Origin of the sequence: Frigidibacter sp. (assembly GCF_030695035.1) — a bacterium.
Taxonomy (GTDB): domain Bacteria; phylum Pseudomonadota; class Alphaproteobacteria; order Rhodobacterales; family Rhodobacteraceae; genus Frigidibacter.
Window position 1 is genome coordinate 13,397 of the sequence record NZ_JAUYTT010000023.1, and the last position, 15,408, is coordinate 28,804.

A 15,408-nucleotide genomic window follows, 5' to 3' on the forward strand; every position below is an offset into this window, starting at 1 on the left:
TTGGGCGGGTTCAGTCCCGCTTTCGTGTCAGAATGAAGAATGCGGTCAGCAGCAGCACCGTCAGCGCCAGCAGCGCGGTCGAGATCGCATTGGTCTCGGGCGTGATCGCGCGGCGCATCTGGCCCAGCATGTAGGTTGGCAGCGTGTCCTGCCCCGCCGATTTCACGAATTCGGTGATGACCACGTCGTCGAGCGAGATCACGAAGGCCAGCATCGCCCCCGCCGCGATCCCCGGCGCCAGCAGCGGCAGCGTGACATAGCGGAAGGTGTGCCAGCGGCTGGCGTAAAGATCGGCGGCGGCGGTTTCGAGGCTGAGATCCATCCCCTCCAGCCGCGCCCGGATCGGCAGATAGGCGAAGGGGATGCAAAAGGCGGTATGCGCCATCACCAGATAGGCAAGGCCGGTATAGCCCGTCGCCACCTTGATCGCGGCGAAGAAGATCAGCAGCGCCACGGCGGTCACGATTTCCGGCACCATCAGCGGCTGGTTGATCGCCACATAGATCGCCGTCTGCCCGCGGAACGGCGCGGTGCGCGTGGTGCCAAGCGCCGCCATCGTCGCCACCGTCGTCGCCAGCACCGAGGCGCAGGCGGCGATGCCGAGCGAGCGCATCGCGGCCGCCTGCACGACCGTGTTGTCCCAGGCCGCCACATACCATTGCAGCGAGAACCCGCCCCAGACCGCCACCGAGGTGGCGCCGTTGAAGCTGTAGGCGACCAGCGTCAGGATCGGCACGTAGAGCGCGACGAAGGCCAGGATGGCGATGGTGGCAAAGCCCGGCAGGTCGGTCACGGAAAACGGGCGCGCGGATCTTTTTGCCATCAATGCCCGCCCTGCGGCGCCCCCTTGGTCGCGGCGCGCACATAGACCAGCAGCGCCACCATCACGATCAGCAGCAGCAGCATCGCCAGCGCCGATCCCAGCGGCCAGTTGCGGCCCTGCCCGAATTGCAGCTCGATGAAATTGCCGATCATCATGTTCTTGCCGCCGCCCAGAACCCGCGGCGTGACATAGGCCCCGAGCGAGGGCACGAAGACCAGGATCGAACCGGCGACGATCCCCGGCTTCACGATCGGCAGCACCACCCGGCGCAGCACCTGCCAGCGGCTGGCATAGAGGTCATAGCCCGCCTCGAGCAGCTTCATGTCGAAGCGGTCGATGGCGGCAAACAGTGGCAGCACCATCAGCGGCAGATAGACATAGGTCATGCCGATCAGCACGGCGGTGTCGGTATAGATCACGCGGATCGGCTCTGCGATGACCCCAAGCTTGATCAGCACGGTGTTCATCAGGCCTTCGTTGCGGATCACCTCGTTGATCGCGAAGGTGCGGATCAGAAGATTGGTCCAGAACGGGATGGTGATCAGAAACAGCCAGAAGGCCCGCGCCCGCGCCGGGCGGGTGGCGATGAACCAGGCGGTGGGAAAGCCGAAGGCGAAGGTCAGGATCGTGGTGGTCAGCGACAGTTTCACGGATCGCCAGAAGATGCTCAGGTGGGCATCGGCCCAGCCAAGGGTGCCGTCGAAGATGTCGCGGGTCAGGAAAATGCCCTGCCAGGCCTCGGTGGTGAACTCCCATTCGACGCCGGAATAGGATCCCGGCCGCAGGAAGGAATAGACCAGCACGATCAGCAGCGGGCCCGAAGCGAAGAGCGCCAGAACCAGCAGCGCGGGGGCCGACAGCGCCCAGTTGCGGCGGGTGGTGGCGGCCTTTTGCTGCTGTTCGGCGGTCCGGGTCATTCCTGCAGCACCTGCACCGCGCCCTCGGCGATCATCACGCCGACCTCCGCCCCCGGTTCCGGCCCCGCGGCACCATCGGCGGAGGTCTGTTGCCGGGCGACGAGTTCGGCGCCATCCGCCAGCCGCAGATGCAGGTGGCTGTCGGTGCCGAAATAGACCGAATGCGCCACGGTCGCCGTCAGCGCGCCGGGCGTTCCGGGCGGGGCGAGCCGCAGATGTTCGGGGCGGATTGCGAGTGTTGCGCTTGCGGTGTCGGCCGTGCCGGCCGGCAGGGGGATCACGCCGCCTGCCAGATGCGCTGCGCCGCCTGAAATCCGGGCGGTCAGGAAATTCGTCTCGCCGATGAAGCTGGCGACGAAGCGGTTCGCCGGTCGGGTGTAGATCTGCCGCGGGGTGCCGGTCTGCAGGATCTGCCCCGCCGACATCACCGCCACGCGGTCCGACATCGTCAGCGCCTCCTCCTGATCGTGGGTCACGAAGACGAAGGTGATGCCCGTCTCTGTCTGAAGCCGCTTGAGTTCGGTCTGCATCTCCTTGCGCAGCTTCAGGTCCAGCGCGCTGAGGGGCTCATCGAGCAGCAGCACCTGCGGCGCAGGCGCCAGCGCCCTTGCCAGCGCCACCCGCTGCTGCTGCCCGCCCGAAAGCTGACTGGTGCGGCGGGCGGCAAAGGCCTCCAGCTTCACCAGCGCCAGCATCCGCTCGACGGTTGCGGATACCTCTGCCTTGGGTTTGCCCAGCATCTGCAGGCCGAAGGCGACATTCTGGGCGACGGTCAGATGCGGGAACAGGGCGTAGCTCTGGAACACGGTATTCACCGGGCGGCGATTCGGCGGCAGGGCGGTAATGTCGCGCCCGTCCAGCAGGATCTCGCCGCTGGTCGGGCTCTCGAACCCAGCGATCAGCCGCAGCAGCGTGGTCTTGCCGCAGCCGGAGGGGCCAAGCAGGGTGAAGAACTCGCCCTTGGCAATGGTGACCGAGACGTCATCCAGCGCGCGGACGGCGGCGTTGCCTTGGCCGAAGGCCTTGACCAGGTTCCGGCCCTCGACGGCAACAGCGGCGGTTGCGGCTTGGCTCACCCTTGGTCCCCCATGTGGTTCGTTCGTACGCACATGCTGCGCCGGAACAGACCTACTTGGCAAGCGCGGCAGTCAGCCGAGCATGGAGGGCAGACTCCCGCGCAGCAGAGGCCACCCGCCGGGCTGCCAGCCAAGGTCGCGCAGGCGGGTGCAGTCCATGGCGCTGACCTGGCCCGCATCGGCGCGCGGCGGCAGCGGCGCGGTGCAGCCCGTCAGCCGCGCCACCTCGGCCAGCAGGTCATGCAGGTCGAGGGTCAGGTCGGAGACGTTGAAGGCATGGGAGGCGAGGGCTTCCGCGGGGGCGTCCAGGAGTAGCAGCGCCGCAGCCGCGAGGTCGTCGCCATGCACCTCGGTTGCCACGCGCGGAGTGATCGTGCGGCCGGCGCGGAAGTCCTTGAACAGGTCGGTCCACTTGTGATTGGGGCCGGGGCCGTAGACTCCGGTGGCGCGGAGGCTGGCAGTTAAGAAACTGGGTGAAGAAAGGGCGGCAAGCCCTTGTTCTACATCGGCTTTCATCTGGCCGTAGAGCGTGTCGGGCCGCAGCTCGAGGTCTTCCGTCAAAACCGTCCCCGCAGGGTGGTCGCCATAGACCGCGCGGGTGGACAGGAACAGCGCGCGGGCGACGCCAGCCTCGCGCGCGGCGGCGAAGAGGCGCAGCGATCCGTCGCGGTTGGCGGCAAGAAACCCTTCAGGATCAGTGCCTTCGCCGCCCCGGTAGCGGCCGGGAGCGTGCTGGAACGCGGCATGGATCAGCGCGTCATGACCCGACAGGTTCGGAGCCGACCCCGTGAGGTCATAGCGCATCCCGCCGGGCTGGGGCGTGCGCGAAAGCAGCGTCACCTCATGCCCCGCCGCCCGAGCCGCCTCCGCCAGGAACCGGCCGACAAGCCCGGTGCCGCCGGTCAGCGCGATCTTCATGCGGGGCCGGGGAGGGTGGCGATGTCGGGGACAGGACCATCCCCGGCATAGGCGCGCCAGAGGTCGATCAGGGGGCGCAATTTGTCTGCCTTGTCATGGTCTTGCCACGGCTTTTCATACTGGAAATGCAGGATGCGGATCGCCTTCCAGTCCCACAGCTCCGGCATCGCGAACCACACATATTGCAGCATGTTGCAAAACACCGGCAGGCCGTGCCAATCCGGAAAGTAGCTTTCCAGAAAGGTCTGATCCGTCCGCCGCCAGAACGCGCCGGGCACATCGAGCCGGGCCATCATCGCCTGATAGGTCGCCGCAGACGGGCGGGCGGTGAAGACGCCGGAGTTCATCCGGTGAAAATCGGCCACGCTTTCATAGACGTTGGGGGCCGCGCAGAACTCCGGGTAGTCGAACAGCACATCCGAATTGCGCAGCACCAGCGCGTCGGCATCGACGAAGACCACCGCCTCATAGTCCAGCTGCCACAGCCGCAGCTTGGCGAAATTGTCGAGCGGCGTGTGGAAGGGCGGCTTGGTACCCTTGGTGAAGGCGGCGCGGGCGTGGAGCACGTCGCGGGCGTGGGCGGCGTTGAACTCGGGGCTGGTCGGCAGCAGGTCCACCTGCACCAGCCGCGCGCCAAGCGCCTTCAGCGGGGCAAGGTCTGCCGCCGCAACGTCGGTGTGCAGCACCACAAGGTCGGCCTTGGTGCCGGTCAGCACCAGTGACCGCAGCAGCGCCTTCGCCCCAAGCGCGTAGTCGGAATTGGTGACCAGCGTCACCCAGGCCCGGCGACTGCGCGCCGGGCCATCCGCCAGAAGTCCGTCAGCCATTCAGGAAACCGACCGCAGGCGCTTTCCCTCGGGATCATGCTCCACCCGCTTGGCGATGTCCTTGGTCCAGGCAGAGACGGCCGGAACGCGCGAACGGTCGATGCGGTGTGCGTATTTCCTGGCCACATCCACCACCTCGGAGAGCAGCCCCTCGGCCAGCGTCGTCGGGTTCAGGCCGAGCGCCAGGAACTGGTCGTTCTTCACGATCAGCTCATTCTCGTCGGCTTCCTTGCGCGGGTTCGGCAGGTAGGCGACCTTGGCGCCGGTCATCTTGGCGATCATCTCGGCCAGATCGCGGACGCGGTGGGTTTCGGTCATCTGGTTGAAGATCCGCACCCGCTCACCGGCTTTCGGCGAATCCGAAAGCGCCAGCTCGACGCAGCGCACCGAGTCCTGGATGTGGATGAAGGCGCGGGTCTGCCCGCCGGTGCCATGCACGGTCAGCGGATAGCCGATGGCGGCCTGGATGAGGAAGCGGTTCAGCACGGTGCCGTAATCGCCGTCATAATCGAAACGGTTGATAAGCTGGTCATGGCGGCGGGTCTGGTCGGTATGGGTGCCCCAGACGATGCCCTGATGCAGGTCGGTGATCCGCAACCCGTCATTCTGGGCGTAGAACTGGAACAGGATCTGATCGAGGCTCTTGGTCATGTGATAGACCGAGCCGGGACGGGTTGGATAGAGGATCTCCAGCCCCTTCTTGCCGTTCGGGGTGTCGATCTCGACATCGAGATAGCCTTCCGGGATCGGCGCGCCGACGCTGGAATAGCCATAGACGCCCATTGTGCCGAGGTGGACCAGATGCGCATCGACGCCGGTTTCCACCATCGCCGCCAACAGGTTATGCGTGGCCGAGACGTTGTTGTTGACGGTGTAGACCTTGTGGCGGTCGGTCTTCATCGAATAGGGCGCGGCGCGCTGTTCGGCGAAATGGATGATCGCCTCGGGGCGGACCTCTTCGAGCCAGGATTTGATCCGGTCGTATTCGCGCAGGTCGAGGAAGTGGAAGTGCAGCTTTTCGCCGGTTTCCTGCTGCCAGATCCGGCAGCGCTCCTGGATGCTGTCCATCGGGGTCAGCGACTGAACGCCAAGCTCGGTGTCGATCCAGCGGCGCGACAGGTTGTCAACGATGTGAACCTCGTGCCCGAGGTTCGACAGGTGCAAGGATGTGGGCCAACCCACGAACCCGTCGCCGCCAAGAACCGCAATCCGCATTTGCCTTCTCCTTACAAAACCCGGTGACCCGGACATTCCAGTCTCGGGCGGTTTTGTGCCTGTTTGCCCGTTGGTCATGTGACAGTGCAATGAACTATTTAAGACAGACGTCGGCCATCGGTTCCGCATCGGCAGGGTTCCGCCCGCGCGGCGGCCGGTCCATAAGGGCGTTGAGCGGGCGGGGGAGCGGCATGACCGGCGAGATTGATCTGGTAATCTTCGATTGCGACGGGGTGTTGATCGACAGCGAGATCATCAGCGCGCAGATGCTGGTGGCCGAACTGGCGGGGCTGGGGGTGGCCATCGACCTGCCCTATGTGGCGCGGCATTTCCTGGGCCGCAGCTATCCCACTGTCATGAAAGTAATTCGCGCCGAGTTCGGGGTGGAGCTTTCGGCGGCCTTTGAAGACCAGTACCGCCAGCGGTTGCTGGCCGAGTTCGAGGCGCGGCTGGCTGTGATGCCCGGCGCCGCGACGGTGCTGGCCGGGATGGCGCGGCCGTGGTGCGTGGCGACCTCCTCCAGTCAGGCGCGGGCGGAGCGGTCCTTGGCGATTGCCGGTCTGAGGGGGCTGGTGGGGGAGCGGCTGTTTACCGCAGGCATGGTCACACATGGCAAGCCGGCGCCGGACCTGTTCTTGCTGGCGGCGACGCGGATGGGGGCGGAGCCCTCGCGCTGTCTGGTGATCGAGGACAGCCTGAACGGCATCCGCGCCGCCCATGCCGCCGGGATGCGGGTCTGGCGCTTTACCGGCGGCAGCCATATGGGGCCGGAGCTTGAGGATGAGCCCGAGGATGCGCGCCCCGAACTGCGGTTTGCGTCCTTCGCGGGTTTCTTCCAGATTGATCCGCAACTGGGGGGCGAGACATGAGCCGGGCAGAAGCCGAGATCACCACGCTGGATGAGGCCGCGCGCGCGGGCTGGCTGTCCTATGTCGGCGGGATGACGCAGGACCAGATCGCGGCAGAGCTTGGCGTGTCGCGGCAGCGGGTGCAGCGGCTGGTCAGCCGGGCGCTGGCGGAAGGGCTGATCCGGGTGCGGCTCGACCATCGCATGGGATCGTGCTTGCGGCTTGAGGCGGAGCTGGCGCGGCGGTTCCGGCTGCCGGAATGCCGGGTGGCGCCGTCGCTGGGCGCCTCGGGCGACCCGGCGCGGGCGATTGCAGGCGTGGCGGCGGAGCTGTTCGAGCGGATGCTGACCCGGCCAGAGCCGCTGGTGATCGCGGTCGGCACCGGGCGGGCGCTGCGCGGGATGGCGGATGAGCTGCAGCCGCAGCTGTGTGTGCGGCACCGGATCGTCTCGCTGATCGGGAATATCGCGCCGGATGGGTCGGCCAGCTTCTTCGATGTGCTGATGCGCATCGCCGACAAGCTGCAGGCGCCGCATTACCCGATGGCGGTGCCGGTGATTTCCGACTCTGCCGAAGAGCGGGCGGCGTTCCACAGGCTGCGCCCGGTGCAGGCGGTGGTGGCGCTGGCGCGGCAGGCGGATGCGACCTTCGTGGGGGTCGGGCAGATGGGCAATGACGCGCCCTTGCACAAGGACGGGTTCATCACCGCCGCGGAACTGGCCGAGGTGCAGGGGCAGGGCGCGGTGGGCGAGGTGGCGGGAAATATCTTCGACGCCTCGGGCCGCTATATCGACAGTGGGATCAGCGCCCGGATGGGCGGGGTGCGGATTGCGCCGGCGCGGGAAGAGCCGATCATCGGAATCGCCGCCGGTCCGACCAAGGTGCAGGCGATCCGTGCGGCGCTGGCGGGGCGGATTATCAACGGCCTCGTCACCGATGAGGCCACGGCACAAGCACTTCTGGATTGACGCTGCCGCCTTCATGGGCGGGCGCAGAATCTGCGTTGACTTTAGCGTGACTGTGTCTGAATATTTACTCAGCAGCCGGGCAAATGCTCACGCAAAGCATTGCCCATAAAACCTGCCAAGGGAGGACTACCAATGACATTGACGCTTCGCGCCCTGCTGGGCGCGTGTGCCGTTGGCGCGCTTGCCAGTGCCGCCACAGCCGAGACGATCACCGTCGCCACCGTGAACAACGGCGACATGATCCGCATGCAGGCCCTGATGGCCGACTTCAACGCCAAGCACCCGGATATCGAGGTGGAGTGGGTGACGCTGGAGGAGAACGTGCTGCGCCAGCGCGTCACCACCGACATCGCCACCAAGGGCGGCCAGTTCGACGTGATGACCATCGGCACCTATGAGGCGCCGATCTGGGGCAAGCAGGGCTGGCTGGTCAGCCTGAACGACCTGCCCGCGGAATATGACGTGGATGATCTGCTGCCGGCCATCCGGAACGGCCTGACCGTCGAAGGCGAGCTGATCGCGGCGCCGTTCTATGGCGAGTCGTCGATGGTGATGTACCGCACCGACCTGATGGAAGCGGCCGGGCTGGAAATGCCCGAGGCCCCCACATGGGAGTTCATCAAGGAAGCCGCCGCGGCGATGACCGACAAGGATGCCGAGATCTATGGCATCTGCCTGCGCGGCAAGGCCGGCTGGGGCGAGAACATGGCCTTCCTGTCGGCAATGGCGAACAGCTATGGCGCCAAATGGTTCGACATGGACTGGAAGCCGCAGTTCGACAGCGCCGAGTGGAAAGCCACGCTGACCGACTATCTGATGCTGATGAACGAATACGGGCCCCCCGGCGGCCCGAACAACGGCTTCAACGAAAACCTCGCGCTGTTCCAGCAGGGCAAATGCGGCATGTGGATCGACGCCACGGTGGCCGCGTCCTTCGTGACCAACCCGGCGGAATCGACCGTGGCCGACAAGGTAGGCTTCGCGCTTGCGCCGGATAACGGCCTTGGCAAGCGCGGCAACTGGCTGTGGGCATGGAACCTGGCGATCCCCGCAGGCTCGCAGAAGGTCGATGCGGCGAAGGCATTCATCGCCTGGGCAACCTCGAAGGAATATCTGGAGGTCGTCGCGGCCGAGGAAGGCTGGGCGAACGTGCCCCCGGGCACCCGCACCTCGCTCTACGAGAACCCGGAATACCAGAAGGTGCCGTTTGCCAAGATGACGCTGGACAGCATCAACGCGGCCGATCCGACCAAGCCGACCGTGGATGAGGTGCCCTATGTCGGGGTGCAGTTCGTGGCGATCCCGGAATTTCAGGGCATCGGCACCGCGGTGGGCCAGCAGTTCTCGGCGGCGCTAGCCGGCACCACCTCGGCGGATGACGCCCTGGCCGCGGCGCAGGTGCTGACGGAGCGCGAGATGAAGCGGGCCGGCTACATCGACTGATCTGCAATGAAGGCAGGGGCGCGATCCGTCCCTGCCTTTTGCTTTTCCAAAGGACACCTCCGATGGCTACTCAGGCTTCGCGCCTTGCCGGACGGCTGATGATCTCGCCCGCAGTGATCTTGCTGCTGCTGTGGATGATCGTGCCGCTGGGAATGACGCTGTATTTCTCATTCCTGCGCTACAACCTGCTGATGCCGGGCATGGAGTCCTTCACGGGCTTCGACAACTACCGCTACTTCCTGTCCGACCCGGCCTTCTTTACGGCGCTGACCAACACGCTGCTGCTGGTCGGGGGCGTGCTGCTTATCACCACCGTCGGCGGGGTGCTGTTGGCGCTGCTGCTGGATCAGCCGTTCTGGGGGCAGGGCATCGTTCGGGTGCTGGTGATCGCGCCGTTCTTCGTGATGCCCACCGTTTCGGCGCTGGTCTGGAAGAACATGTTCATGAACCCGGTCAATGGCCTGTTTGCGCATCTGGCCAAGGCGCTGGGGATGCAGCCCTTCGACTTCCTGTCGGTCGCGCCGCTGCTGTCGATCACGCTGATCGTGGCCTGGCAATGGCTGCCCTTCGCCACGCTGATCCTGCTGACTGCGCTGCAAAGCCTCGACAGCGAGCAGCTGGAGGCGGCCGAGATGGATGGCGCCCCGCCGCTGAGCCGCTTCCGCCACATCATGCTGCCGCATCTGGCACGGGCGTCGACGGTCGTGATCCTGATCCAGACCATCTTTTTGCTCTCCACCTTCGCCGAAATTCTGGTGACCACCAATGGCGGGCCCGGCACGGCCTCTACCACGCTCACCTACCTCGTCTATGTGCAGTCGCTGCTGCAGTTCGACGTGGGCAGCGGGGCTGCGGGCGGCATCGTCGCGGTGATCCTCGCCAATATCGTTGCGATCTTCCTGATGCGGATGATCGGCAAGAACCTGGAGACCTGAGCCATGGCCCGAGCAGTTTCCAACCGCCGCAAGGCCATTGTCACCGTGCTGGCCTGGACCGTGGGGATCGCGATCTTCTTCCCGATCCTGTGGACGATCCTGACCAGCTTCAAGACCGAGGGTGACGCGATTGCCAGCCCGCCGAAGTTCCTGTTCTTCGACTGGACGCTGGAGAACTACTTTGCCGTGCAGGAGCGGTCGGATTACTTCCGCCACTTCTGGAACTCGGTGGTGATTTCTGTCGGATCGACGGTCTGCGCGCTGGTGATCGGCATTCCGGCGGCCTGGTCGATGGCCTTCGTGCCCGGCCGGCGCACCAAGGACGTGCTGATGTGGATGCTGTCCACCAAGATGATGCCCGCGGTGGGTGTGCTGGTGCCGATCTACCTGATCTTCCGCGACTTCGGGCTGCTGGATACGCGGACCGGGCTGGTGATCGTGCTGACGCTGATGAACCTGCCGATCGTGGTGTGGATGCTTTACACCTACTTCAAGGAAATCCCGTCGGAAATCCTTGAGGCGGCGCGGATGGACGGGGCGGGCCTGCGGTCCGAGATCCTCTATGTGCTGACGCCGATGGCGGTGCCGGGCATCGCCTCGACCATGCTGCTGAACATCATCCTCGCGTGGAACGAGGCATTCTGGTCGCTGCAGCTTGCCACATCCAAGGCGGCGCCGCTGACCACCTTCATTGCCGGATATTCCAGCCCCGAAGGGCTGTTCTACGCGAAACTCTCTGCCGCCTCGACGCTGGCCATCGCACCGATCCTGATCCTGGGCTGGTTCAGCCAGAAGCAGCTGGTGCGCGGCCTGACCTTCGGCGCCGTGAAATAAGGGGACCAAGATGGGCCATATCGAACTGAAGGGCGTCACCAAACGCTTTGGCGAAGCCGAAGTGATCCCGCCGCTGGACCTGTCCATCGGCAAGGGCGAATTCGTGGTGTTCGTCGGGCCCTCGGGCTGCGGCAAGTCCACGCTGCTGCGGCTGATCGCGGGGCTGGAGGATACCAGCGGCGGGCGGATCGAAATCGACGGCAAGGATGCGACCGGCCTGCCGCCGGCAAAACGCGGGCTGGCGATGGTGTTTCAAAGCTATGCGCTCTACCCCCATATGTCGGTGCGCAAGAACATCGGCTTCCCGCTGAAGATGGCGGGGTTGGACAAGGCGGCCATCGACGCCAAGGTCGAGGCGGCAGCGAAGGTGCTGAACCTTGGCGCCTATCTTGACCGGCGCCCGGGCCAGCTGTCTGGCGGGCAGCGGCAGCGGGTGGCCATCGGGCGGGCCATCGTGCGCAGCCCCTCGGCGTTCCTGTTCGACGAGCCGCTGTCGAACCTCGATGCCGCGCTGCGGGTGAACATGCGGCTGGAGATTTCCGAGCTGCACCAGTCGCTGAAGACCACGATGATCTACGTGACCCATGACCAGGTCGAGGCGATGACCATGGCCGACAAGATCGTGGTGCTGCAAGCCGGCAAGATCGAGCAGGTGGGCAGCCCGCTGGACCTCTACCGTGCGCCCGCCAACCGCTTCGTGGCGGGTTTCATCGGCAGCCCGCGGATGAACTTCATCGGCGGCGCCGAGGCAGCCAAGCACGGCGCACATGAGATCGGGATCCGGCCCGAGCATATCGCCGTCAGCCGCGAAGCGGGGGATTGGGCCGGGACGGTCGGGGTTTCGGAACACCTCGGCTCCGACACCTTCCTGCATGTGCATACCGAACATGGCACCATCAACCTGCGGGCGGGGGGCGATGTCGGCCTCTACCACGGTGACAAGGTGTTCCTGACGCCCGATGCCACTCAGATCCACCGCTTCGATGCGGCGGGGTTGGCGATCTGATGCGGCTTCAGGCATCCGCGCCGCTGGCCGGCATCCTCCCCTCCTCGGGCGCGGCCATATTCCCCGCCTCGCCCGAGGCTGACGACATCGTCGCCCCGACAGACACTGTCGATGGCGGCCACTGGATGAACTGACATGACCCTTTCCAACGCCACGCTTTCCGCGCTTCCCGCAACCGTCGCCCGCCCCGGCTATGACCGCGCGGCGCTGACCCCCGGCATCGTGCATGTCGGCTGCGGCAACTTCCACCGCGCGCATATGGCCGTGTATCTTGATGACCTGTTCGCGCTTGGGGAGGGGCAGGACTGGGCCATCCTCGGCGCCGGTGTGCGCGAGGGCGATGCGCGGATGCGCGAGGTTCTGGCCGCGCAGGACTACCTTTCCAGCGTGATCGAGCTTGCCCCGGGCGCGCATTCGGCGCGGGTGATAGGCGCGATGACCGGCTTTGTTCCGGTGGAGCCGGGAAACCCCAGCCTGATCGCGGCGATGGCGGACCCCGCGATCCGCATCGTCAGCCTGACGGTGACGGAGGGCGGCTATTACATCGATCCCAAGACCGGCACCTTCAGCCCGGACCATCCGGACATCCTGCATGACGCGGCGAACCCGGACCGGCCCGGCACCGTGTTCGGCGCCATCGTCGCGGCGCTTCGGGCGCGGCGGGCGGCGGGGGTGCAGCCCTTCACCGTGATGTGCTGTGACAACGTCCCCCATAACGGCCATGTCACCCGCGACGCGGTGGTGGGGCTGGCGCAGTTGCAGGACGCCGAGCTTGCGGGCTGGATCGCGGAGGCGGTCGCCTTCCCGAACTCGATGGTGGACCGCATTACCCCGGCGACCGGCCCGCGGGAACGCGAGATGGCGGCCGAGCTGGGCCTCGACGACGCCGCCCCCGTCACCTGCGAGCCGTTCCGGCAATGGGTGATGGAAGACAACTTTCCCGCTGGCCGCCCGGCGCTGGAAAAGGTCGGCGTGACCTTCACCCCGCATGTGGACCGCTTCGAGACGATGAAGATCCGCATCCTCAACGGCGGCCACGCGATCATCGCCTATCCGGCCGGTCTGATGGACATCCATTTCGTGCATGAGGCGATGGAGGAACCGCTGGTATCCGCCTTCCTCAGCCGGATCCTGTCGTCCGAGGTAATCCCGGTGGTGCCGCCGGTGCCGGGGCAGGATCTGGCCGAGTACAAGGCGCTGATCGTGGAGCGGTTTGCCAACCCCGAGGTGGCGGACACGGTGCGGCGGCTGTGCCTCGATGGCTCCAACCGGCAGCCGAAATTCATCATCCCGACCATCCGCGACGTGCTGGAGGCGGGGGGTGAGCCGACGGGTCTGATCCTGCTGTCGGCGCTGTGGTGCCGCTATTGCTTTGGCACGACGGAAAGCGGGGCAGAGATTGCGCCGAACGATCCGAGCTGGGAGAAGCTGACGGCGCGGGCAGCGCGGGCCAAGGACGACCCCGCCGAATGGCTGGCGATGCGCGAGGTTTATGGCGATCTGGGCAGCAACCCGGTCGTGGCCGAAACCTTTGCCACCCTGTTGCGTGCGGTCTGGGCCGAAGGTTGCCGGCCGGTGATGCAGCGGTATCTGGCGGGGGCGCTCTGATCTTTCTCATGTGACGCAAGGGCCGGGCCGCCGAAAGGCGCCCCGCCCTTTCGCGTTCCCCCAGCCTTTCACGTCCAATTGCCCCCAAAGGCCATATTTCCGCCCCGGTTCCGAAAGCCCCTGTCAACCACGCCGCGGCAAGGTCGGCCGTGGTGGAATGGCCTGCGTTCAGGGGTGGACAGTGGCACAAATGGTCTATGGGGGCGCCGCCGGTGGCGGGGCGACAAGCTATCTTACAGGGGTGCAGGATCTTGAGGTCGTCACGACGACACAAGGTACTTTCCTTGTGGCGACCAGCGGCGCGGGGGGCGGGGTTACCACCTTTGCGCTGTCGCCGGGCAAGGCGCCTGTCTTGGTGGACCAGCAGGGGCTGCCCGGTTCCGGCAGCACGGTCCCGGTGGCCGAGATCGGCGTGGTGCAGGTCGGCAACCAGGTGCTGCTGCTGTCGCCCGATGGCACCGGGCTCGGTGGGATCACCCTGTCGGGCAGCGGCGCGCTGGACCCGGGGACGGGCGTGGCGGGGCCGGGCAGTGCCAGTGCCTTTGTCTCGGTCACCGTCGGTGGCGCGACCTATGTCTATGCGGCCGAGGGCGCGGAGGGCGGTATCACCGGCTATGCGGTGGGGCCGAACCTTGCGCTGACGGCGGCGGGCGGGGCCCCGGCGACGGGCGTCTATGGCGGCGACGTCTCCGCGATGGCGACGGCGACGGTGGGCGGCACCGCCTATGTGCTGGCCGCCTCGGCCAGCGGCGACGGCGTTGCCAGCTACAGCGTCAATCCAGCGACCGGGGCGCTGACGCTGGTGGGCGGCATCGGCGCGCAGGAGGGGCTTGGGATCAACACCCCAACCGCCATCGAGCCGGTGACCATCGGCGGCGCGACCTATGCGATCATGGCCTCGGCCGGGTCCTCCTCGATCAGCGTGGTGGCGGTCGGTGTGGATGGCAGTCTCACTGCCACCGACCACGTGATCGACACGCTGGACACCCGATTTGACGGTGTGACCGCGCTGGAAACCATCACCGTGGGCGACCGCGCCTTTGTGATCGCGGGCGGGGCGGATGACGGGCTGACGCTGTTCACGCTGCTGCCCGATGGCACGCTGGTCTACCTGCAGACGATCAGCGACAGCGCCGCCGCCACCCTCGACAATGTGGCTGCGATCACCGCGGTGCAGGTCGGGTCCGACATCCAGATCTTCGTGTCCTCGCAATCCGAACCGGGGATCAGCCAGTTCGTGCTGCCGGTGGGGGCGCTTGGGGTCACGCTGACAGCGCCCGGTTCAGGCGGGGCGCTTGCGGGGGGGGCGGGCGAGGATCTGCTGATGGGCGGGGCGGGGAATGACACGCTGACGGGGGGCGCGGGCGCCGACATTCTGGCGGATGGCGCGGGAAGCGACCGGATGACCGGGGGCAGCGGCGCCGATATTTTCGTGCTCAGTGCCGATGGCGCGCTGGACACGATCACCGATTTCGAGGCGGGGGTGGACCGGCTGGACCTGTCGGCCTGGACGATGCTCTATGACCCTGCACAGCTGACCTTTCAGTCCACCAGCTATGGCGCGATCATCAGCTACCGCGGTGAGGTTCTGGAGATCTACTCCGCCGATGGCCGCTCACTGACGCTGGCGCAGGTGTTTCCGGGCGGCTTCGTCGGACCTGACACGCCGCCGCTGGTGCTGACCACGCCGGGCAACGTCGCCACCCCGGGGGCGGACCATCTGGTGGGCACCGATTGGGATGACGAGATCTTCGGGTTGGCCGGGAACGACACCATTCTGGGCGGCGCCGGCAATGACCTTCTGGATGGCGGTGAGGGCAACGATTCCATCGAGGGCGGCGATGGCAATGACCGCATCTATGGCGGGCCGGGCAATGACACGATCCGGGCTGGCACGGGCAATGATCAGGTCTGGGGCGGGGCTGGCAGCGATACGGTGATGCTGGGCGAGGGCGATGATGTCTTCGACGACAGCGCGCAGACCGCGCCG

The 15,408-nt window shown here is 66.3% G+C and carries 15 protein-coding genes; 9 read left to right on the top strand and 6 right to left on the bottom strand.

What is annotated here, in order from left to right; genetic code table 11:
• Positions 1-10: 10 nt before the first annotated feature.
• From Q8S30_RS19735 to Q8S30_RS19760, 6 genes are all read right to left on the bottom strand, one after another.
• Positions 11-823: an ABC transporter permease gene (locus Q8S30_RS19735; RefSeq protein WP_305667738.1), complete on the bottom strand. Its 813-nt coding sequence runs from the start codon at positions 821-823 to the stop codon at positions 11-13.
• A complete protein-coding gene (locus tag Q8S30_RS19740; RefSeq protein ID WP_305667739.1) occupies positions 823-1,740 on the bottom strand; it encodes an ABC transporter permease in 918 nt (305 codons plus the stop codon). The genes Q8S30_RS19735 and Q8S30_RS19740 overlap by 1 nt, the downstream gene beginning before the upstream one ends.
• Positions 1,737-2,816, bottom strand: coding sequence for an ABC transporter ATP-binding protein (locus Q8S30_RS19745; protein ID WP_305667740.1), 1,080 nt, complete (start codon positions 2,814-2,816; stop codon positions 1,737-1,739). Before Q8S30_RS19745 ends, Q8S30_RS19740 begins: the two co-directional genes overlap by 4 nt.
• A 72-nt stretch (positions 2,817-2,888) precedes the next feature.
• Positions 2,889-3,734, bottom strand: coding sequence for an NAD(P)-dependent oxidoreductase (locus tag Q8S30_RS19750; protein WP_305667741.1), 846 nt, complete (start codon positions 3,732-3,734; stop codon positions 2,889-2,891).
• Positions 3,731-4,561 (bottom strand): glycosyltransferase, encoded by an 831-nt coding sequence (locus tag Q8S30_RS19755; RefSeq protein ID WP_305667742.1) that lies wholly within the window; start codon positions 4,559-4,561, stop codon positions 3,731-3,733. The genes Q8S30_RS19750 and Q8S30_RS19755 overlap by 4 nt, the downstream gene beginning before the upstream one ends.
• Positions 4,562-5,776 (bottom strand): NAD-dependent epimerase/dehydratase family protein, encoded by a 1,215-nt coding sequence (locus tag Q8S30_RS19760; RefSeq protein ID WP_305667743.1) that lies wholly within the window; start codon positions 5,774-5,776, stop codon positions 4,562-4,564.
• 191 nt (positions 5,777-5,967) lie between these two features.
• Between Q8S30_RS19760 and Q8S30_RS19765 the strand changes: the two genes are divergently transcribed.
• The 9 genes from Q8S30_RS19765 to Q8S30_RS19805 all read left to right on the top strand — a co-directional run.
• Complete coding sequence (locus Q8S30_RS19765) at positions 5,968-6,645, top strand: HAD family phosphatase (RefSeq protein ID WP_305667744.1); 678 nt, start codon at positions 5,968-5,970, stop codon at positions 6,643-6,645.
• Positions 6,642-7,592, top strand: a complete 951-nt coding sequence (locus tag Q8S30_RS19770) for a sugar-binding transcriptional regulator (RefSeq protein WP_305667745.1) — start codon at positions 6,642-6,644, stop codon at positions 7,590-7,592. The genes Q8S30_RS19765 and Q8S30_RS19770 overlap by 4 nt, the downstream gene beginning before the upstream one ends.
• A gap of 132 nt (positions 7,593-7,724) precedes the next feature.
• The gene (locus Q8S30_RS19775; RefSeq protein ID WP_305667746.1) at positions 7,725-9,035 is read left to right on the top strand and encodes a sugar ABC transporter substrate-binding protein; all 1,311 of its coding nucleotides are present in this window, start codon (positions 7,725-7,727) and stop codon (positions 9,033-9,035) included.
• Between the two features lie 62 nt (positions 9,036-9,097).
• Complete coding sequence (locus Q8S30_RS19780; RefSeq protein ID WP_305667747.1) at positions 9,098-9,970, top strand: carbohydrate ABC transporter permease; 873 nt, start codon at positions 9,098-9,100, stop codon at positions 9,968-9,970.
• Positions 9,971-9,973: 3 nt separating this feature from the next.
• On the top strand, positions 9,974-10,804 hold the full coding sequence (locus Q8S30_RS19785) for a carbohydrate ABC transporter permease (RefSeq protein ID WP_305667748.1): 831 nt from the start codon (positions 9,974-9,976) through the stop codon (positions 10,802-10,804).
• 10 nt (positions 10,805-10,814) lie between these two features.
• Positions 10,815-11,810 carry an ABC transporter ATP-binding protein gene (locus Q8S30_RS19790; protein WP_305667749.1) on the top strand — a complete coding sequence of 332 codons (996 nt, stop codon included), beginning with the start codon at positions 10,815-10,817 and terminating at the stop codon, positions 11,808-11,810.
• On the top strand, positions 11,810-11,944 hold the full coding sequence (locus Q8S30_RS19795) for a hypothetical protein (RefSeq protein WP_305667750.1): 135 nt from the start codon (positions 11,810-11,812) through the stop codon (positions 11,942-11,944). The genes Q8S30_RS19790 and Q8S30_RS19795 overlap by 1 nt, the downstream gene beginning before the upstream one ends.
• 1 nt (position 11,945) lies before the next feature.
• Entirely contained in the window at positions 11,946-13,418 is a 1,473-nt protein-coding gene (locus Q8S30_RS19800; RefSeq protein ID WP_305667751.1) for a mannitol dehydrogenase family protein, read from the top strand.
• A gap of 190 nt (positions 13,419-13,608) precedes the next feature.
• Positions 13,609-15,408 (top strand): M10 family metallopeptidase C-terminal domain-containing protein (locus Q8S30_RS19805; RefSeq protein WP_305667753.1); only part of this gene is annotated, 1,800 nt, incomplete at its 3' end.

Bases quoted from the DNA above. Each gene is read 5' to 3' on its own strand.
- Q8S30_RS19760 (WP_305667743.1), bottom strand. From the start codon at position 5,776: ATGCGGATTGCGGTTCTTGGCGGCGACGGGTTCGTGGGTTGGCCCACA.
- Q8S30_RS19770 (WP_305667745.1), top strand. From the start codon at position 6,642: ATGAGCCGGGCAGAAGCCGAGATCACCACGCTGGATGAGGCCGCGCGC.
- Q8S30_RS19755 (WP_305667742.1), bottom strand. From the start codon at position 4,561: ATGGCTGACGGACTTCTGGCGGATGGCCCGGCGCGCAGTCGCCGGGCC.
- Q8S30_RS19765 (WP_305667744.1), top strand. From the start codon at position 5,968: ATGACCGGCGAGATTGATCTGGTAATCTTCGATTGCGACGGGGTGTTG.
- Q8S30_RS19735 (WP_305667738.1), bottom strand. From the start codon at position 823: ATGGCAAAAAGATCCGCGCGCCCGTTTTCCGTGACCGACCTGCCGGGC.
- Q8S30_RS19740 (WP_305667739.1), bottom strand. From the start codon at position 1,740: ATGACCCGGACCGCCGAACAGCAGCAAAAGGCCGCCACCACCCGCCGC.
- Q8S30_RS19775 (WP_305667746.1), top strand. From the start codon at position 7,725: ATGACATTGACGCTTCGCGCCCTGCTGGGCGCGTGTGCCGTTGGCGCG.
- Q8S30_RS19750 (WP_305667741.1), bottom strand. From the start codon at position 3,734: ATGAAGATCGCGCTGACCGGCGGCACCGGGCTTGTCGGCCGGTTCCTG.
- Q8S30_RS19800 (WP_305667751.1), top strand. From the start codon at position 11,946: ATGACCCTTTCCAACGCCACGCTTTCCGCGCTTCCCGCAACCGTCGCC.
- Q8S30_RS19785 (WP_305667748.1), top strand. From the start codon at position 9,974: ATGGCCCGAGCAGTTTCCAACCGCCGCAAGGCCATTGTCACCGTGCTG.
- Q8S30_RS19780 (WP_305667747.1), top strand. From the start codon at position 9,098: ATGGCTACTCAGGCTTCGCGCCTTGCCGGACGGCTGATGATCTCGCCC.
- Q8S30_RS19790 (WP_305667749.1), top strand. From the start codon at position 10,815: ATGGGCCATATCGAACTGAAGGGCGTCACCAAACGCTTTGGCGAAGCC.
- Q8S30_RS19795 (WP_305667750.1), top strand. From the start codon at position 11,810: ATGCGGCTTCAGGCATCCGCGCCGCTGGCCGGCATCCTCCCCTCCTCG.